The organism is Nocardia sp. CY15 (genome assembly GCF_009829295.1).
GTDB lineage: Bacteria > Actinomycetota > Actinomycetes > Mycobacteriales > Mycobacteriaceae > Nocardia > Nocardia sputi.
Genome location: NZ_VUOT01000010.1, coordinates 62,404 through 80,666 on the forward strand (window position 1 = coordinate 62,404; position 18,263 = coordinate 80,666).

The following is an 18,263-nucleotide window of genomic DNA, read 5'->3' on the forward strand; positions in this document are numbered from 1 at the left end:
ATCGGGCATAGTCGAACGATGACCGACAAGCGACCACCGCTCGCCGTGACGCTCGATCTCGCACCTCACCCCGAGGGTGGCTGGTATCGCCAGACATGGCGCAGCCCGGTCGAATTCACGCCGGAGGGATACCCGGGTCCGCGCGCGGCGGCCACCGCCATCTATTTCCTCCTGCTGCCGGGCGAGCGGTCGGCCCCGCACACGGTGCGCTCCGACGAGCTGTGGTTGTGGCATCGCGGCGGACCGCTGGAGCTGAGCATCGGCGGGGAGGTGGTGATCCTCGGGCCTGATCTGGAGCGCGGGCAGGTGCTCCAGGCCGTGGTGCCGGGTGGTGTCAGCCAGTCGGCACGCCCCGCGGGCGCGGATCACGTGCTGGTCAGCTGCATCGTCGCGCCGGGATTCGATTTCGCGGATTTCCGGCTGGACTGACCGGGTTCAGCGCACCGGAACCGTGGCGAATCGGGCCAGCTCGTGCGGATCGTGCGCGCAGAACATCCGCACCCGGTCGCCGTGTTCGGCGTGTAGCGTGCGCAACCGCTCCAGGTTCTCCACCCGCGCTCGCCCCAGCGTGCCCGCGAGCACCTCGAAGACGCCGAGCCCGATCGGCGCACGGGCCTGCTCCGCCGCCAGCTGGCGGTGGTGGAAATAGGCGTCACCGCAGTGCAGCAACCACCCGTCGCTCTGCCGGATCGCCACCCCGCTGTGCCCTCTGGTGTGCCCGACCAGCGGAATCAGCATGATGTCCTCGAGCACCGGGACGGCGGTGAAGCCGAACCACGTGTCCGCGCCGGTTTCGTGGGCCAGCCAGCGGGGTCCGTGCTCCCACTGGCGCGGCTGGTAGCGCAACTTCTCACCGAGGGTGGGGCGCTGGATCGCCGCGTCGAGTTCGTCGGCGAAGACGTGCACGGTGGCGTCGGGAAAGTCCGACAGCCCGCCGGCGTGGTCGAGATCGAGATGGGTGAGCACGATGTGCCGGACGTCCTCGCGCCGGTAGCCGAGCCCGCGAACCTGGTGCAGCGCGGTGAGTTCCGGACGCAGCCGCGGCCGCAGCAGCCGCGCGGCGCCGAAGCCCAGCCTGCCGCGATCCAGCACGTCGGCCATGCCGAAACCGGTGTCCACCAGCACCAGCCCGGCATCGGACTCGATGAGCAGGCAATGGCCGACCAGCCCGCCGGTCAGCAGCCCGCCGCTGCCCAGCAGCGCGCGCCCGCCGACCGGGCACATGGTCGCGCAGTCCAGATGCCGCACCAGCATCACGGGAACTCCCTCCTGCGGTGCCGGATCGAACCCGATCCGGCACCACGGTTTTCGGTTCCCGTCAACGTAGCCCGAGCACGGCTCGGTCGCGACAGCGCGGTCACCACTTGGGCGAACCGGCCGGCGAACCGGCCGGGGCGGGCCGCCCCGAATACCGCGCTCTAGTCCGGAATCTCGAGCACGCCCTCGTCCACGGCCCAGGCGATGGTGCGCTCGAGGTGGGGACAGGAGTCCGGGCGGCCCGGCCCGTGACCGTTGGCACTCAGTTCGGCGAAGACCGGGCAGCGTTCGGCCGGATTGCCGGTCCACTGCACCGAGGTCTGGTGCGAACTGCTCTTGCGCACCAGCACCTGGCTCTGGCAGGCCTGACACCGCAGCGGAGTCAGGCCGTCGTCCAGGTACCGCTGTTTGTCGACCACCGTCTGGGCGCGCACTTCGGCCCGCCGAGCGGGTTGGTCGGCGAAATCGGGTGCCTTCGCCCAGGTGGCCGCCATCAGACGCTTGCCTCGGCTTCCTCGGACTCGCGCTTGCGCCGCAAGTTCTCGGCCACTTCGGCCTCCCACGCCTCGTTCGCCTTGGTGGTGTCCACCTCGAACTCGAAACGCTGGGTCATCTTCTCGGTGACGTCGGCCAGGTCGACGTAGAACTGGTCGTACCACCGACGCAGCTGGTAGACCGGCCCGTCCTCCTCGCACAGCAGCGGGTTCTCGACCTTGGACTTGTGCTTCCAGATCTCGACGTCCTGCAGGAAGCCGACGCTGATGCCCTCGGTCATCTTCTCCGCCAGCTTGGTCGCCATCTCGCCCTCGACGCCCTTCGGCTTCTCCAGCGTGATGCCCCATTGCAGGACGAAGGAGTCCTGCGTTACCGGGTAATGGCAGTTGATCAGGACGCTTTTGACCTCGTAACCGCTGTAGATGTTGATCAGCGGGTTGATCATGTACGAGGGCCCGAAATACGAGGCCTCGGACTTCAGCAGCGTGTCACCGCCGTACTTGGAGGCCATGCCGATGTCCGGCCTGCCCTTGGTCTCCAGGAACTGGGTGGCGATGTGCCCCTCGAAGACGTTCTTGAAGTACGTCGGGAAGGCGAAATGGATGTAGAAGAAGTGGGCCATGTCGACCACGTTGTCGATGATCTCGCGGCAGTTGGCGCCTTCGATCAGCATCGAGTTCCAGGTCCAGTCGGTCCACCCGCTGTCGAGCTGCTCGGTGGGGTTGCCGTCCGCGTCGGTGTAAGGGCCCTTGATGTGCGGGATCGTGACCTCGGGCGGCGGCTGGCTGCCCTCGTGGTCGTGCCAGACGAAAAGCTGGCCGTTGCGCTCCAGCGTGGTCCACTTCCTGGTGCGCGCCAACGGCGGCACCCGGCGCGCGTACGGGATCGCTGTGCACTTACCGTTGGTGCCCGACCAGCGCCAGTCGTGGAACGGGCAGGCGATGTCGTCGCCCTTGACCTCGCCCATGCTCAGGTCGCCGCCCATGTGCCTGCAGTAGGCGTCGAGCACCCGCAGCTCACCGTTGCTGTCGGCCCAGACGACGAGCTTGGTGCCGAAGACGTTCACCGCGTGCGGCTTGCCGTCCCGGAACGTCTTGGCCAGACCCAGGCAATGCCATCCCCGCGCATAGCGGGTGGGCACGGTGCCGACATCCAGTTCCCGGACCTTCGCGCCGCTCCGCGCCGGATCGACCGCCTCGCGGGTCCCTCCGTGGTTACGCACGCTGCCGCCTCCGGGCCCGTCGCTCGGCGGCGGTGGGGTAACTGCCATCGCGATTCCTCCTCCATCTGTACTAGAACACGTTACAAAACTGACGCTCCGGATGCCAGCGATTCACCTCACTTCCTGCATGAGCGCATGTCCGAGCGGGGGTGAACACCGGTTCTCGACAGAAATAGGAACCTGTTCTAGTCTCAGAGGCAAATGACATTCCCGACATCAACCGACCAGGCAGGAGCAGGTCCCGAGATGACGCAAGAAGTGACCGAACGGGTCGAAGCGCTGTTGCCGGCGTTGCGCGAACGCGCACAGGAGGCCGAGGACCTGCGGCGCATCCCCGACGAAAGCATGAAGGCGTTGCAGGAGACCGGCTTCTTCCGGCTGCTCCAGCCCAAGCAGTGGGGCGGTCACGCCGCCGATCCGGTGGTCTTCTACGACACCGTGCGCAAGATCGCCAGCGCGTGCGGCTCCACCGGCTGGGTGGCTGGCATTGTGGGGGTGCACAACTGGCACCTGGCACTGTTCGCGCAGCAGGCGCAGGAAGATGTCTGGGGCGAGGACACCGAAGTGCGGATCTCCTCGTCCTACGCGCCCATGGGCGCGGGCACGGTCGTCGACGGCGGTTACCTCGTCAACGGCGCGTGGGCCTGGTCCTCCGGCTGCGATCACGCCACCTGGGCGGTGCTCGGCGGCCCGGTGATCAAGGACGGCAAGCCGGTCGATTTCGGCAGCTTCCTCATTCCGCGCGACGACTACCGCATCGATGACGTGTGGAACGTGGTCGGTCTGCGCGGCACGGGTTCCAACACCGTCGTGGTGAAGGACGTCTTCGTGCCTTCGCACCGATTCCTCAGCTTCCGCGCCATGAGCGAGCTGAAATCACCCGGGCTGGAACAGAACACCGATCCGGTCTACAAGATGCCGTGGGGAACCATCCATCCCACCACCATCTCCACTCCGATCGTCGGCATGGCCTACGGCGCCTACCAGGCGCACGTCGAGCACCAGGGCAAGCGGGTGCGCGCGGCTTACGCGGGTGAGAAGGCCAAGGACGACCCGTTCGCCAAGGTGCGCATCGCTGAGGCTGCCAGCGACATCGACGCCGCATGGCGGCAGCTGTCGGGCAACGTGGCCGACGAGTACGCGCTGCTGGCGGCGGGCCAGGAGATTCCGTTCGACCTGCGCGTGCGGGCCCGTCGCGACCAGGTGCGCGCGACCGGCCGCTCCATCGCCGCGATCGACAAGCTGTTCGAGAGCTCCGGGGCCACCGCGCTGTCGAACGGCACTCCGCTGCAACGTTTCTGGCGGGACGCGCACGCGGGCCGGGTGCACGCGGCCAACGATCCCGAGCGCGCGTACCTGATGTACGGCACGCACGAGTTCGGCCTTCCCGTCACCGACGGCATGGTGTAGGAGGACGACGTGACCTCGACCGTGGAACTCACCGCCGAGTCGACCTCCCGTTACGCGCAGGTCCGGCCCGACCTGCGGCTGCACTACCACGAGGCGGGCGTCGGCAATGGACCGACGATCGTCCTGCTGCACGGCGGCGGGCCGGGCGCGTCCTCGTGGTCGAACTTCGCGCGCAATATCCCGGTGCTCGCCGAGCATTTCCACGTGCTCGCGGTGGACCAGCCGGGCTACGGCCGTTCGGACAAGCCGACCGAGCATCCGCAGTACTTCGTGCACAGCGCCTCGGCGCTGAAGGACCTGCTCGACCACCTCGAGATCACCTCGCGGGTGCACCTGCTCGGCAACTCGCTCGGCGGCGGCGCCGCGGTCCGGTTCGCGCTGGACTACCCGGATCGGGCCGGCAAGCTGGTCCTGATGGGTCCGGGCGGGCTGAGCACCAATCTGTTCGCGCCCGACCCGACCGAGGGCGTGAAGCTGCTCTCCAAGTTCAACTACGAGCCGACCAGGGAGAACCTGGAGGCGTTCCTGCGCATCATGGTCTTCGATCAGTCGCTGGTCACCGACGAGCTGATCGATGAGCGGTTCGCCTCGGCGAGCACGCCGGAGGCGCTGGCCGCGACCCGAGCCATGGGTAAGTCGTTCGCGAGCGCGGACTTCGAGAAGGGCATGCTCTGGCGCGACGCCTACAAGCTGCGTCAGCCGGTACTGTTGATCTGGGGTCGCGAGGACCGGGTCAACCCACTCGACGGCGCGCTGGTGGCGACCAAGCTGATCCCGCGCGCGCAGCTGCACGTCTTCGGCGGGTGCGGACACTGGGCACAGCTGGAGAAGTTCCACGAGTTCAACCGGCTGGCCGTTGATTTCCTCGCAGGCGTCAAGGAGAAGTGATGGGCATCCGTTCACTGGGCTATCTGCGTATCGAGGCGACCGACATGGCCGCCTGGCGGGAGTACGGGCTGAAGGTCCTCGGCATGGTCGAGGGCAAGGGCGCTGATCCGGAGGCGCTGTATCTGCGCATGGACGAGTTCCCGGCCCGGCTGGTGATCGTCCCCGGCGAGAAGGACCGGCTGCAGATCTCGGGCTGGGAGACCGCCAACGCCGAAGAGCTGCAGGACATTCGCAACCGGCTGGACGCGGCGGGCGTGCCCTTCAAGGAGGGCACCGCCGCCGAATTGGCCGATCGCCGGGTGTACGAGCTGATCCGGTTCGACGACCCCTCCGGCAACACGCTCGAGGCGTTCCACGGCGTGGCGCTGGAGCATCGACGGGTGGTGAGTCCCTACGGGCACAGGTTCGTCACCGAGGAGCAGGGGCTCGGGCACGTCGTGCTCAGCACCAAGGACGACAAGGCGGCGCTGGAGTTCTACCGCGACGTCCTCGGCTTCCGGCTGCGCGACTCGATGCGGCTGCCACCGCAGATGGTCGGCCGCCCGGCCGACGGCGAGCCCGCCTGGCTGCGGTTCTTCGGCTGCAACCCGCGCCATCACTCGCTGGCGTTCCTGCCCATGCCGACACCGAGCGGCATCGTGCACCTGATGATCGAGGTGGAGAACGCCGACGACGTCGGACTGGCTTTGGACCGTGCGCTGCGCAAGAAGGTCAAGATGTCGGCGACGCTCGGACGGCACGTCAACGACAAGATGCTCTCCTTCTACATGAAGACGCCGGGCGGGTTCGACGTCGAATTCGGTTGTGAGGGACTGGAAGTCGACGACCACGACTGGATCGCGCGGGAATCCACCGCGGTGAGCCTGTGGGGCCACGACTTCACCGTCGGCCAGCGGCAGCAGTGACCGAGAGGGCGAGCGAGACGATGACCGCGGACGGATCCGAGATCGATCCACGGCAGTTCCGTAATGTGCTGGGGCAGTTCTGCACCGGCATCACCGTGATCACCACCTTCGACGGCGAGCAGGCCCCGATCGGCTTCGCCTGCCAATCGTTCGCCGCCCTCTCCCTGGAACCGCCCCTGGTGCTGTTCTGCCCTACCAAGGCGTCCCGGTCCTGGGCGGCGATCGAGAAATCGGGGCGCTTCTGCGTGAACGTCCTCGCCGAACAGCAGCGCGAACTGTGCGCCCGCTTCGGCTCCCGCGAACCCGACAAGTTCGCCGGCGCCGCCTGGCACACCTCGGACCTGGAGCTTCCGGTCCTGGACGACGCCTTGGCCACCATCCAATGCAAGGTCGACACCGTCATCGACGGCGGCGACCACTACATCGTGATCGGCCGGGTCCAGTCCCTATCCGAGACCACCACCACCGGCCGCCCCCTGCTGTTCTACCGCGGCCAATACACCGCCATCGAGCCGGACAAGACCACCCCGGCCCCTTGGCGCGCCGACCTGGAGCACTTCCTCACCACGACGACGTTGGATACCTGGTTGTAGTAGCGACCGACAAGGCGCGCACCGGCTAGCTCGAGCCGAGCCACTGGTGTGGCTGGCCGGTCACCGCTGCAATGCAGTCGAAGTCGTGGTCGCGGTGCAGCAATGTCAGTCCGCGGAGCTCGGCAGTGGCGGCCACGACCAGATCGACCGGGCCCGCGCTGCGATGCAGACCCCGTTTCGTCAGCTCTCCTTGCACCGTCCAGGCTCGGTCGTACGCGCGATCATCGACAGGCTCCCAGCCGAAGATGGCCCGCACGTCATCGACCGCTTGCTCACGGTCCGCCATAGAGCGTGCGCTGAAGAAGAACTCGAGTTCGGTTATCGGGCAGATCGCGATAAGTCCGGCAGCGGCCGCACCCTGCCAGGCGAGCGCTTCGTCGTCCCGCCTGAAGAGGGGAACAAGGGCACTCGTGTCGATGAGGAACTGAGCCGCGCTCACCGACGGTATTTCCGCTTGTCCTCGAGCAGTTCCAGGTCAAACGCACCGTCGGCGGCAGCATCTTGAAGACGGGTGAGAGCCAGCGCCCGACGGCGAGTCTCCAGCACCTCACGAAGCGCGGCGTTCACCGTCTCCTTTTTCGTTCCGGTACCCAGGGCCTTTGAGACATCGGTCACTAGCTGGTCATCCAGGTCGATTACGGTTCGAGCCATGACGCACCTCCGTTGATATCTTAGACTGAATAAATGATATCATCCTAGATGCATCGCGGCCACCACGGTTGCCGACTCGCCAAGCTTCACAGACGACGATGTCGCGGGACAAAAGTGCTCATTCGGTGAGCACTTCAATGGGGATTATGAGGGTAGAACAGCTTCGTACCCCAGGAGAGCACTATGGATCGACTCGATGGCACCGAAGTCCTCTTCTGCGCCGGCACCGCGCAATGGGAGGACTGGCTTGCCGCCAACCACGACCGGGCTGAGGCGGTTTGGTTGAAAATCGCCAAGAAGGGGGCGGCGGACACCACGATCACCATCGCCGAGGCCCTCGACGGCGCGCTGTGCTTCGGCTGGATCGACAGTCACCGCCGCCGCCTCGATGACGGCCACTACCTCCAGCGGTACTCCCCACGCCGGCCGAAGAGCCCGTGGTCGCAGGTCAACGTCGCCAAAGCCGAAGCGCTGATCGCCGCGGGCCGCATGCGCGCTTCGGGCTTCGCGGCCATCGCCGCCGCGCAATCCGACGGCCGCTGGTCGGCCGCCTACGAACGTCAGCGCACGGCCACCTGCCCCGCCGACCTGCGCGACGCGCTCGCCCTGAACCCGCACGCACGCAGCAGGTTCGATCAGCTCGACCGTACCGCGCGGTACGCCTACTTCCTGCGACTGATGAAGACGCGGACCTCCGCCGAACGCACCGACCAACTGCGGCGGATGGTCGCCGAACTGGCGATGTAGCCACCATTCCCGTGGCGCGACACGGGCCGCGAACGGCGCTTCCGTTCGCGGCCCGGCAGCGGTCAGGCGGAGACGGTCGCCTTCTCCCGCTGCAGTTCCAGCGCGATGTCGATGAGTTGGTCTTCCTGGCCGCCGACCAGTTTGCGCTTGCCCGCGCGCACGAGCATTTCCGCGGCCGAGACGCCGTAGCGCTCGGCTTGGCGTTCGGCGTGCTTGAGGAAGCTGGAGTAGACGCCCGCGTAGCCCATCATGAGGGCTTGGCGGTCGAGCAGGCATTCCTGGGGCATCGCGGGGCGCACGACGTCTTCGGCGGCGTCGGCGATGGCGAAGAAGTCGATGCCGGTTCTGATGCCCAGCTTGTCGCACACCCCGACCAGGGCCTCGACGGGAGTGTTGCCCGCGCCCGCGCCGAAACGCCGTGCGCTGCCGTCGATCTGCGTGGCGCCGGCGCGGATGGCGTAGACGGAGTTGGCGACGGCCAGGTCGAGATTCTCGTGACCGTGGAAGCCGACCTGCGCGTCGTCGCCGAGCTCGGCGACCAGCGCCGCGACCCGGTCGGTAACCTGCTCCAGCACAAGCGCTCCGGCGGAATCCACGATGTAGACACACTGGCATCCCGCATCCGCCATGATCCGAGCCTGCTTGGCGAGCACCTCCGGCGGCTGGGTATGCGACATCATCAGGAACCCGACCGTCTCGAGCCCGAGTTCGCGTGCCAAGCCGAAGTGCTGGATCGACACGTCGGCCTCGGTGCAGTGGGTGGCGATGCGGCAGATGGACGCGCCGTTGTCCTGCGAGATCTTGATGTCTTCCTTGACCCCGACACCGGGCAGCATCAACACGGCGATCTTCGCCCGCTTCGCCGTCTCGGCGGCGATGGTGACCAATTGCTGTTCCGGCGTCTTGGAGAAGCCGTAGTTGAACGACGAGCCGCCGAGGCCGTCGCCGTGGGTCACCTCGATCACCGGGACGCCGGCGCCATCCAACGCGGCGACGATGTCACGGACCTCGGTGGCGGTGAACTGGTGGCGCTTGTGATGCGATCCGTCGCGCAGCGAGGTGTCGGTGACGCGGATGTCGAGTTCTGCTGAGTAGGCCATGTCGTGAGCTCCTTACACCCGGGCCGCTGTGATCTGTTCGGCGATGACCTCGCCCACCTGCGTCGCGGCGGCGGTCATGATGTCGAGGTTGCCCGCGTACGGGGGCAGGAAGTCGCCCGCGCCCTCCACCTCGACGAACACCGACACCTTGGCCATACCGCCGGAAACCACCGACGGCTCGTCGAACTGCGGCTCGTTCAGCAACCGGTAGCCGGGGACGTACTGCTGGATGTCGGCGACCATCCGATTGATCGAGTCGGCGATCGCGTCGGTGTCGGCGTCCTCGGGGATGGCGCAGAAGATGGTGTCGCGCATGATCATCGGCGGCTCGGCCGGGTTCAGGATGATGATGGCCTTGCCGCGCCGCGCACCGCCGATGGTCTCGACGCCGCGGCTGGTGGTCTTGGTGAACTCGTCGATGTTCGCCCGTGTGCCCGGCCCCGCGGAGACCGACGACACCGACGCGACGATCTCCGCGTAAGGCACCGGGACGACCCGCGACACCGCCGCGACGATCGGAATCGTCGCCTGGCCGCCACAGGTGATCATATTGACGTTCGGCGCGTCGAGATTCGCCCTCAGGTTCACCGGCGGCACGACGGCCGGGCCGACGGCGGCGGGAGTGAGGTCGACGGCGCGGATGCCCGCTTCGGCATAGCGCCCGGCCGCGGCGCGGTGCACGTACGCCGAGGTCGCCTCGAAGATCAGGTCGGGCAGTTCCGATCGGCCGAGCAGCCAGTCCACACCCTCGTGCGAGGTTTCCAGCCCGAGCCCGCGCGCCCGCTTCAGGCCCTCGCTGTCCGGGTCGATCCCGATCATCCAGCGCGGCTGGATCTTCTCCGAGCGCAGCAGTTTGTAGAGCAGGTCGGTGCTGATGTTGCCGGACCCGACGATCGCGGCGGTGACGGTCCCGTTCACGGACACGACAGCCTCCCTAGGTGAATTGCAGACGGACAGAACCGAGTCCGGCGAACTCGGCGTGGAACGCATCGCCCGGACGGGCGTCGATGGCGCGGGTGCACGAGCCGGGCAGCACGATGTCCCCGGCCTTCAAACGGACGCCGAAGCTCGCGACCTTGCGCGCCAGCCAGGCCACCGCGATCACCGGGTCGCCCAGCACGGCGTCGCTGCGGCCTTCGGCGACCACCTCGCCGTTGCGGGTGAGCACCGCGTCGATCGCCTTGACGTCGATGTCCTGCGGCGCGACGCGCTGGGCGCCGAGCACGAAACCGGCGGAGGACGCGTTGTCGGAGATGGTGTCGGCCAAGCCGATGTTCCAGTCCTTGATCCGCGAGTCGATCAGCTCGATCGCGGGTGCGAAGGCGACCGTGGCGTCGAGCACATCCGCTTCGGTGCATTCCGCGCCGGGCAGGTCCGCGCCGAGCACGAAACCGACCTCCACCTCCACGCGAGGGAACAGGTAGCGGCCCGCTTCGACCGGAACATCCTCGAAGACCTCCATTTCCGCGAGCAGGTGCCCGTAGTCCGGTTCGTCCACACCCATCATCTGCTGCATGGCCTTCGAGGACAGGCCCACCTTGTGGCCGACCACCCGCGCGCCCGCGTCGAGCCTGCGCCGGATGTTGATCAGCTGGATCTCGTAGGCGTCGACCACGTCGATGTCGGGACAGCGGGCGATCAGCGGATCGATCGCCACCCGCTCGCGCTCCGCGCGCTCGAGTTCGTCGGCCAGTTCGGTTCGTACCGCGTCGGACAGCACGCTAATTCCCTTCCACAGTTGCTTGTTCGAGCGCCGAGACCTGCTCACCCGCGGCGGACCGGCCTGCCCTGCGGCCGGAGAAGACGCAGTCCGACAGCGAAAGACCGCTGACGTAGGACTTGGAGCAGACGCCGATCGCGGTGCGCCCGGCCGCGAAGAGGCCGGGAATGTCGCGGCCCTCGATGGTCTTGGCCGCGCCGGTGCGCTCGTCCACGACGACGCCGCCGAGGGTGAGCATGGGGCACGGGTTGGTCAGGCTCGGTTTGATGCCCACATCCAACAGCCAGAACGGGCCGGTGCGGACCGGATTGGTGAACTCGGCGGGCTTGCCGACCGGATCGGGGTCTCCGGTCTCGATCGCGGTGTTGTGCGCCTCGACCGTCGCGCGCAATCCGGCTGGGTCGATGCCCGCCTTGACGGCGGCTTCCTCCAAGGTGGCGCCGCGGATCGCGGTGCGCCGCATCGTCTCGAACTGGCCGCGCTGGAACCATGCGCCCTGCTCGCCGATCTGGCCGATCGCGGTGCGCATCAGCGGGTCGTCGGCCAGCAGCCAGCCCTTGCCGTCGTGCTCGGTGATCAGCGCGTTGCCCACCGCGGCGCCGTAGCGCGTCTCGTCGATGACCCGGCGACCCGCGGCGTCCACCAGCAGCGCACCGGTGAATGCGCTGGGCGGGAGCAGGAACCGCCACGCGGAGACGTTGTCCATGCGGTCCAAGGCCGCGCCGACCTGCTGGGCCATCAGGATGCCGCTGCCGTCGTCGGCGGTGGTGCCGAGGGCGAGACCACCGTGGAAGGCGGGAGCGTACTGCTGAATCATGTCGCGATTGGCGATGAACCCGCCCGCGGCGAGCACCACCGCGCGCCGCGCGAGGACCCGGATCGTGCTGCCGTACCGGCGCTCCAGCCGGGCCAGCCGCTGTTCCAGCGACCGCCGCAGCGGCGGGTAGTAGATGCCTGGTTTGGCCGCGATCTGCGCCATCCGGGTGTACCGGTCCCGGACCCGGCCGGGCGCGTCGCGCAGCGTGTGGCATTCGACGCCGATCACCGCGCCCGCATCGTCGGTGAGCAATCGGGTCACCCGGGTGAGGGTTTCCACGCGCACACCCGCTCGGGCCGCCGCCGCCGCGAGCGGGCCGGTGAGCTTCTTCCCCGACGTGCCCCTACCCTTCACACGATGCCCGCGCTGAGCGGCGGGGATGTCGCGGAACGCGCCGGAGATCTCGCTGCCCGAGTAATACAAGTAGTAGCGGTCGTTGGGGTAGGAGGTCTTGTACGGGCACAGCGAGGCTTCGAACGGGACGCCGTGCGCCTTCAGCCACTCGATCAGCTCCGGACTCTCGTCGACGAACCGGCGCAGCGTCTCAGGGGTGACCGCGTCGCCGACCTCACGCTCGAGATAGGCGTACATCGCCTCCGGGGTGTCTTCCACCCCCGCCTCCCGCTGCACGGAGGTGCCGCCGCCCGCGTAGATGATGCCGCCGGACAGCGCCGACGTCCCGCCCCCGGCGAAGCGTTCGAGCACGAGCACCTGCGCGCCCGCCTCGGTCGCTTCCAGCGCGGCCGCCGCACCCGCGGCGCCGTATCCGACCACGACAACGTCGGTGGCCAGGTCCCATTCGAGGCCCATGTACTCCACTCCGGTCTGAAACTGAAACAAGTTTCCTCGACAAATGGAACGTCGAGCAAGTCTTCTGCCACACAACATAGACCAATGGCGCGTCCATTCTATAACGTGTTCTACATGACTGATCGGGAATACGACGTGGTGGTGGTCGGCAGCGGCGCCGCCGGCATGACCGCCGCACTCACCGCGGCCCATCATGGGCTGAGCGTGGTGGTCATCGAAAAGGCCGCGCACTACGGCGGGTCGACCGCGCGCTCCGGCGGTGGTGTGTGGATCCCGGGCAACAAGGCGCTGCGCGCGTCCGGTCGGCCCGACGACCGCGAGGACGCGCGGACCTACTTGCACAGCATCATCGGCGACGTCGTGCCCGCCGAACGGATCGACACCTACATCGATCGCGGTGCGGAAGCGTTCGACTTCGTGCTCGACCACACGCCGCTGAAGATGCGCTGGGTGCCGGGTTACTCCGACTACTACCCGGAGGCGCCGGGTGGACTCGCCGCGGGACGCTCGTGCGAACCCAGGCCCTTCGACGCCAAGATCCTCGGTGCGGAACGCTTCAACCTGGAGCCCGCCTACAGCAAGGCTCCGCTGAACGTCGTGGTCACCCAAGCCGACTTCAAGCAGCTCAACCTCATCCGGCGGCATCCGCGCGGCATGCTGCGCGCCATGCGGGTCGGCGCGCGCACCACCTGGGCCCGGCTGACCGGCAAGCACCTGCTCGGGATGGGACAGGCACTGGCCGCCGCGCTGCGCAAGGGCCTGCTGGACGCGAACGTGCCGCTGCTGCTGAACACCCCGCTGACCGGGCTCATCGTCGAGGACGACCGCGTGGCGGGCGTCGAGGCCGAACACGAGGGTGAGACCGTGCGCTTCACCGCCAGGTACGGCGTGGTGCTGGCCAGCGGCGGATTCGAGCACAATGCCGAGATGCGCCACGCCTACCAGCGCGAACCCATCACCACCGAATGGACCACCGGCGCGCCCGCCAACACCGGCGACGGCATCCGCGCCGGTCTCGAACTCGGCGCGGACATCGACATCATGGCCGACGCGTGGTGGGGGCCGACGATCTTCAAAGGCGGCAAGCCCTGGTTCTGCCTGGCCGAGCGCAATCTGCCGGGCTGCATCATCGTGAACGCCGACGGTGAGCGTTTCGGGAATGAGTCCGCTCCTTACGTCGAGGCCGTGCACACCATGTACGGCGGCGAGTACGGCCAGGGCGACGGCCCCGGCGAGAACGTGCCCGCGTGGCTGGTGTTCGACCAGCGCTACCGCAACCGCTACATCTTCGCGGGACTACAGCCCGGTCAGCGGTTTCCGTCCCGCTGGATGGAAAACGACCTCATCGTGCAGGCGCAGACGCTGACCGAGCTGGCCGCGAAGATCGGGGTGCCCGAGCAGAAGCTCGCCGCCACCGTCGAACGGTTCAACGGCTTCGCGGCCACCGGAGTGGACGAGGATTTCCACCGCGGTGACAGCGCCTACGACAAGTACTACGGCGATCCGACGGTCAAGCCGAACCCGTGCCTTGCGGCGCTGGTGGAGGGCCCGTTCTACGCGGCCGAGATCGTGCCCGGCGACCTCGGCACGAAAGGCGGTCTGGTCACCGACACCGCTGGGCGGGTGCTGCGCGAGGACCGGACCGTCATCGAGGGCCTGTACGCCTCCGGCAACGTCAGCGCCCCGGTGATGGGTCACACCTACGCCGGACCAGGCGCCACCATCGGCCCCGCCATCACCTTCGGCTACCTCGCGGTGCTCGACATCGCCAAGCGCAAGAAGGAGCAGCCCGCCGCCGCCACGGCGGGAGCCTGACGACGAGATCGCGGTGTGGGTCGCGGCCGCAGACCAGCCCGACCCGGACCGCGCCGTCCGATGCGGTGGCCACGCGAACGATCCCGCCGACCGGACGACGCACTGGCGAGCCGCGGTCCCACCGCGCAGGATCGTCGGAAGGGCGCCATCGTCTCCGGCGCGGCCTGGCTCGCCGGATCGATCCACATCCATGCACAAGGAGAACTGATGCCCATCGACCCGAAGATCGCGCTCGGCGCGCAGCTGCCCAGCCGGGAGTTCGCCTGGACCCCCTCGGACGTGCAGCTCTACCAGCTCGGCCTCGGCGCGGGCACGCGCTGGACCGACCCCGCCGAGCTGCGCTACCTCGATGACCGGGAACCGCAGGTGCTGCCGACCTTCGCCACCGTGGCGGCGACGGTGCACGAGACCGAGCCGCCCGAAGTGAAGTTCCCCGGCATCGACATCGACTTGGCGAAGGTTGTGCACGGCCATCAGGAGGTCGAGGTGCACCGCCCGATCCCGGCGGCGGGAAAAGCGACCAAAGCCAGTCGGATCGCCGAAGTCTGGGACAAGGGCTCGGCAGCGGTCATCGTCCAGGAGCACACGGTCACCGGCTCCGACGGCGCCCTGCTGTGGACCGAACGCTCATCGATCTTCGCCAAGGGTGAGGGCGGCTTCGGCGGCGAGCGTGGCCCCAGCAACAAGTCCTCCTTGCCCGACCGCGCCCCGGATTTCGAGGTCACCACACCGACGTTGCCGCAGCAGGCGCTGCTCTACCGGATGTCCGGCGACCGCAACCCGCTGCACTCCGACCCCGAATTCGCCCGCGCTGCGGGATTTCCCGCGCCCATCCTGCACGGGCTTTGCACCTACGGCATCGTGTGCAAGACCGCGACCGACACCGTGCTCGGCTCGGACGCGAGCCGCGTCACCGGTTTCCGCGCCCGGTTCTCCGGCGTCCTCTACCCGGGTGAAACGATCCGCACTCGGATCTGGCGGCAGGACGACCAACTGACCATCGCCGCGACCGTGGTCGAACGCGACGATGCCCCGGTGCTGGGCGACGTCACCCTGCGATTCCGCGCCTGAGGTTCGTTTCGTGCCGCGCGACGGCACGCTGCGCCTGGGCGGGGCGTCAGATTCCACTGGACGCCGGAAGTTCTCGGTCGTCACGGCCGCGTCGTGCGGCTACGCCCTGGATCACCAGGGCGTAGAGCACGACGACCAGCACCGGCGCGGCCAGCGGCGCCCAGGCCAGGCGCAGCGGGACGAGGGCGGCGCACACCGCCACCGCCGCGAAACCGACCGCTCCGGCCACCGAGGGGATCGTTGTCGGCACCACCCCGTGCGGGGCGGTCACCGTCGCGGCGTTGAGCAGATAGGTCGTGGCCACCAAACCCGTTGCGGCGGAGGCGAGCACACCGGCGTCGGCGATCGCCAGCACGCCGAGCGCGAGCAGCACCGCACAGACCGCGAGCGGCCGAAACCACCAGCCGAGCGCGACCAGGATCGAGGCGGGAATGCCGATCCACGGCTCCAGCAGTGCCACCGACGCCACCAGCAACACCCCGGACAGAACAGCGAGGAATCTGGTCATCGGCGCACCCGAACGGTCCGGCGGTGCTCCGGGAGCGCCCGCATGATCTGGTCCAGGCGGGCGTCCTGCGGCCATGCCACGATGTCGACGCCGACGGTGCCCATGTCCCGGTACATCGCCGCGCGCTCGAGCTGCCACATCTTGGCCAGGATCGGGTCGAGGTGCTCGTGGAACGGCGTGCCGCGCAGCACGTCCACCACGACCACCACGTGCCCGCGCTTGCGCAGGTCGATCAACGCGAGCGCGAACTGGGTATCCAGCAGCGTGGAGAAGGCCACCACGATCGCGCCGAGCGGTACGGCGGCGTGCGGTGCGAGGGTGCCGGTGGTCGGAATGTGCTCGTCGCCGACGTCCAGCACGGTGTCCACGATGCGGTAGAACTGGCGGCGCCCGATATCCGGCCGCAGCCAGCGCGGTTCCCGGCCGAGGCAGACCACCGCGGTGCGATCGCCCGCCTGCAAGGTCGACTGCACCACCTGCGCCGCGCCGCGCACCGACAACTCCAGCGAGTCGGTGGCCGGTCCCGGCGCCTGCTGGGAGGTGTCCACCAGCACCACGACGTCCGCGGAACGGTTGGTCAGCCGCTCGGTGACATACAGCCGCCCGCGCCGCGCGCTCACCGGCCAGTTCACGATGCGCAGCTGGTCACCGGGCGCGTAGGCACGGATGTCCGCGTATTCGACGCCGGGACCGTGCCTGCGGGTCAGGTGGGTACCGAGCCGCTCGGGCAGTTCGGTGCGCGGCAAGCGCATCCGCTGCGGATCGGTGATCGGGTACACGAACAGCTGGCCCGCGGGCAGCACCGCGGTGGCGACCGCGAGCCCGGCCGGGCTCAGCGCCGACACCCGCACCGATACCGGGTAGCGCCCCCACCTGCTCGCCGAGAGGGCCAGCCGCAGCCCGGCGGGCGCGACTCCGGAGTCACTGGCCTCCTCGACCTGGACTTCCAGCCCTGTAGCGCCTTCCGGTTTCAGGCGCAGCAGCGCATGTCCCTTCTCGACGAAGGCGGCGACGGTGAGCACCACTTCCTCGGTCTCGAAACAGCGCAGCGTGCCGCCGCCGTCGACCTGGATCCTGGTCGAGGACTGCTGCCACGGCGCGGTGGCCAGCACGCCGAGCAATGGGGCGGCGAACACCAGCAGCTGCCATCGGCCGAGGACCACCGCGAGCACCAGTGCCGCCGCCGCACATGCCGCGAGCATGAAGACCAGCGGCGCGGGTCGCCACCGCAATTCGATGTCGACCGCGGAGCTGGCGTCGCGGTGCCTCATGTCACGGTGGCGCGCGGGACGGGCAGACGGCGCAGCAATTCGGTGATCACGTCTTCGCCACGGATGCGGCGCACCCACATCTCCGGCCGCAGCGTGATCCGGTGCGCCATGGCCGGGACCGCCAGCGCCTTGACGTCCTCTGGGATCACGTAGTCGCGGCCGAGCAGCAGCGCCCGCGCCCGGGACATCTGCACCAGGTCCAGTTCCGCGCGCGGGCTCGCGCCGACCTCCACCTGCGGATGTCCTCTGGTCGCGGAGGCCAGGGCGACCACGTAGCTGACCACGTCGGGATGCACGGTCACGTATTCGACGGATTGCCGCATCTCCAGCAGCCCGTTGGTGTCCACGACCTGGTTGACCTGCGGCTGCTGTGCGCCGCGCTCGAGCCTGCGCCGGATCATCTGCGTCTCGTCCTGCTCGGACAGATACCCCAGCCGCAGCTGGATGGCGAACCGGTCGAGCTGGGCCTCCGGTAGGGGGTAGGTGCCCTCGTACTCGATCGGGTTGTCGGTGGCGAGCACGACGAACGGCTGCGGCAGCATGAACGTCTCGCCGTCGATGCTGACCTGCCCCTCCGCCATCGCCTCCAGCAGCGCGGCCTGCGTCTTCGGCGGGGTGCGGTTCACCTCGTCGGCCAGCAGCAGGTTGGTGAACACCGGACCGCGGCGGAAGGTGAACCGGCCGGAGGACATGTCGTAGATCGTCGAGCCGAGCAGATCCGCGGGCAGCAGGTCGGGGGTGAACTGCACGCGGTTGAACTGCAACCCGAGCGCGGCCGCGAACGATCTCGCGATGAGCGTCTTACCGAGGCCGGGTAAGTCCTCGATCAGCACGTGCCCACCGGACAGCACGGCGATCATGATCAACTGCAACTCGTCCTGCTTGCCGACCACGACCCGGGACAGCTCCCGGAGCACGGCCTCGCTGCGCTGGATGGTCACGTCCATCGGCATGGTCATCTGTGTACCCGCACTTGCCTCAAC

20 protein-coding genes are annotated in these 18,263 nt (G+C 68.4%); 8 read left to right on the forward strand and 12 right to left on the reverse strand.

Annotated elements, in window-relative coordinates; all coding sequences use genetic code 11:
* Positions 1 to 18 precede the first annotated feature (18 nt).
* Positions 19 to 429: a cupin domain-containing protein gene (locus tag GVY39_RS14560; protein ID WP_159924686.1), complete on the forward strand. Its 411-nt coding sequence runs from the start codon at positions 19 to 21 to the stop codon at positions 427 to 429.
* A gap of 6 nt (positions 430 to 435) precedes the next feature.
* On the opposite strand, the gene GVY39_RS14565 is transcribed toward GVY39_RS14560, so the two are convergent.
* The 3 genes from GVY39_RS14565 to GVY39_RS14575 all read right to left on the reverse strand — a co-directional run bounded on the left by GVY39_RS14565 (position 436) and on the right by GVY39_RS14575 (position 3,022).
* A complete protein-coding gene (locus GVY39_RS14565) occupies positions 436 to 1,254 on the reverse strand; it encodes an MBL fold metallo-hydrolase (protein ID WP_159989308.1) in 819 nt (272 codons plus the stop codon).
* Positions 1,255 to 1,418: 164 nt separating this feature from the next.
* A complete protein-coding gene (locus GVY39_RS14570; protein ID WP_159924683.1) occupies positions 1,419 to 1,751 on the reverse strand; it encodes a hypothetical protein in 333 nt (110 codons plus the stop codon).
* On the reverse strand, positions 1,751 to 3,022 hold the full coding sequence (locus GVY39_RS14575) for a Rieske 2Fe-2S domain-containing protein (protein ID WP_236565459.1): 1,272 nt from the start codon (positions 3,020 to 3,022) through the stop codon (positions 1,751 to 1,753). Before GVY39_RS14575 ends, GVY39_RS14570 begins: the two co-directional genes overlap by 1 nt.
* A 198-nt stretch (positions 3,023 to 3,220) precedes the next feature.
* Here GVY39_RS14575 and hsaA point away from each other — a divergent pair, with 198 nt between their 5' ends.
* Genes hsaA through hsaB form a run of 4 tightly spaced genes read left to right on the forward strand, consistent with a single transcriptional unit; the run spans position 3,221 to position 6,770 of the window.
* Complete coding sequence (hsaA, locus tag GVY39_RS14580) at positions 3,221 to 4,384, forward strand: 3-hydroxy-9,10-secoandrosta-1,3,5(10)-triene-9,17-dione monooxygenase oxygenase subunit (RefSeq protein WP_159924681.1); 1,164 nt, start codon at positions 3,221 to 3,223, stop codon at positions 4,382 to 4,384.
* Positions 4,385 to 4,393: 9 nt separating this feature from the next.
* Positions 4,394 to 5,272 (forward strand): 4,5:9,10-diseco-3-hydroxy-5,9,17-trioxoandrosta-1(10),2-diene-4-oate hydrolase, encoded by an 879-nt coding sequence (gene hsaD, locus GVY39_RS14585; RefSeq protein WP_159924679.1) that lies wholly within the window; start codon positions 4,394 to 4,396, stop codon positions 5,270 to 5,272.
* On the forward strand, positions 5,272 to 6,177 hold the full coding sequence (gene hsaC, locus GVY39_RS14590) for an iron-dependent extradiol dioxygenase HsaC (RefSeq protein WP_043718694.1): 906 nt from the start codon (positions 5,272 to 5,274) through the stop codon (positions 6,175 to 6,177). Before hsaD ends, hsaC begins: the two co-directional genes overlap by 1 nt.
* A gap of 20 nt (positions 6,178 to 6,197) precedes the next feature.
* Positions 6,198 to 6,770, forward strand: a complete 573-nt coding sequence (hsaB, locus tag GVY39_RS14595; RefSeq protein ID WP_159924677.1) for a 3-hydroxy-9,10-secoandrosta-1,3,5(10)-triene-9,17-dione monooxygenase reductase subunit — start codon at positions 6,198 to 6,200, stop codon at positions 6,768 to 6,770.
* Positions 6,771 to 6,795: 25 nt separating this feature from the next.
* On the opposite strand, the gene GVY39_RS14600 is transcribed toward hsaB, so the two are convergent.
* Positions 6,796 to 7,209, reverse strand: coding sequence for a PIN domain nuclease (locus GVY39_RS14600; protein ID WP_159924675.1), 414 nt, complete (start codon positions 7,207 to 7,209; stop codon positions 6,796 to 6,798).
* Positions 7,206 to 7,421, reverse strand: coding sequence for a type II toxin-antitoxin system VapB family antitoxin (locus GVY39_RS14605; RefSeq protein ID WP_159924674.1), 216 nt, complete (start codon positions 7,419 to 7,421; stop codon positions 7,206 to 7,208). The genes GVY39_RS14600 and GVY39_RS14605 overlap by 4 nt, the downstream gene beginning before the upstream one ends.
* Before the next feature lie 183 nt (positions 7,422 to 7,604).
* On the opposite strand from GVY39_RS14605, the gene GVY39_RS14610 reads away from it, so the two are divergent.
* Positions 7,605 to 8,168 (forward strand): YdeI family protein, encoded by a 564-nt coding sequence (locus tag GVY39_RS14610; protein WP_159924672.1) that lies wholly within the window; start codon positions 7,605 to 7,607, stop codon positions 8,166 to 8,168.
* Between the two features lie 62 nt (positions 8,169 to 8,230).
* Here the strand turns inward: GVY39_RS14610 and dmpG are convergent, their stop codons facing one another.
* The 4 genes from dmpG to GVY39_RS14630 are packed head-to-tail and all read right to left on the reverse strand — an operon-like array spanning position 8,231 to position 12,615.
* Positions 8,231 to 9,268, reverse strand: coding sequence for a 4-hydroxy-2-oxovalerate aldolase (gene dmpG / locus GVY39_RS14615; RefSeq protein ID WP_159924670.1), 1,038 nt, complete (start codon positions 9,266 to 9,268; stop codon positions 8,231 to 8,233).
* 12 nt (positions 9,269 to 9,280) lie between these two features.
* Positions 9,281 to 10,186, reverse strand: coding sequence for an acetaldehyde dehydrogenase (acetylating) (locus tag GVY39_RS14620; protein ID WP_159924833.1), 906 nt, complete (start codon positions 10,184 to 10,186; stop codon positions 9,281 to 9,283).
* A gap of 16 nt (positions 10,187 to 10,202) precedes the next feature.
* On the reverse strand, positions 10,203 to 10,988 hold the full coding sequence (locus tag GVY39_RS14625) for a 2-keto-4-pentenoate hydratase (RefSeq protein ID WP_159924668.1): 786 nt from the start codon (positions 10,986 to 10,988) through the stop codon (positions 10,203 to 10,205).
* Position 10,989: 1 nt separating this feature from the next.
* Positions 10,990 to 12,615 carry an FAD-binding protein gene (locus GVY39_RS14630; protein ID WP_159924831.1) on the reverse strand — a complete coding sequence of 542 codons (1,626 nt, stop codon included), beginning with the start codon at positions 12,613 to 12,615 and terminating at the stop codon, positions 10,990 to 10,992.
* Between the two features lie 114 nt (positions 12,616 to 12,729).
* Here GVY39_RS14630 and kstD point away from each other — a divergent pair, with 114 nt between their 5' ends.
* Positions 12,730 to 14,430, forward strand: a complete 1,701-nt coding sequence (gene kstD / locus GVY39_RS14635; protein ID WP_159924666.1) for a 3-oxosteroid 1-dehydrogenase — start codon at positions 12,730 to 12,732, stop codon at positions 14,428 to 14,430.
* A 207-nt stretch (positions 14,431 to 14,637) separates the two neighbouring features.
* Positions 14,638 to 15,501: a MaoC/PaaZ C-terminal domain-containing protein gene (locus GVY39_RS14640; protein ID WP_159924657.1), complete on the forward strand. Its 864-nt coding sequence runs from the start codon at positions 14,638 to 14,640 to the stop codon at positions 15,499 to 15,501.
* Between the two features lie 46 nt (positions 15,502 to 15,547).
* On the opposite strand, the gene GVY39_RS14645 is transcribed toward GVY39_RS14640, so the two are convergent.
* Genes GVY39_RS14645 through GVY39_RS14655 form a run of 3 tightly spaced genes read right to left on the reverse strand, consistent with a single transcriptional unit; the run spans position 15,548 to position 18,239 of the window.
* A complete protein-coding gene (locus GVY39_RS14645; RefSeq protein WP_159924655.1) occupies positions 15,548 to 16,009 on the reverse strand; it encodes a hypothetical protein in 462 nt (153 codons plus the stop codon).
* Positions 16,006 to 17,280: a DUF58 domain-containing protein gene (locus GVY39_RS14650; protein WP_159924653.1), complete on the reverse strand. Its 1,275-nt coding sequence runs from the start codon at positions 17,278 to 17,280 to the stop codon at positions 16,006 to 16,008. The genes GVY39_RS14645 and GVY39_RS14650 overlap by 4 nt, the downstream gene beginning before the upstream one ends.
* On the reverse strand, positions 17,277 to 18,239 hold the full coding sequence (locus GVY39_RS14655; protein WP_159924651.1) for a MoxR family ATPase: 963 nt from the start codon (positions 18,237 to 18,239) through the stop codon (positions 17,277 to 17,279). The genes GVY39_RS14650 and GVY39_RS14655 overlap by 4 nt, the downstream gene beginning before the upstream one ends.
* Between the last annotated feature and the right edge of the window lie 24 nt (positions 18,240 to 18,263).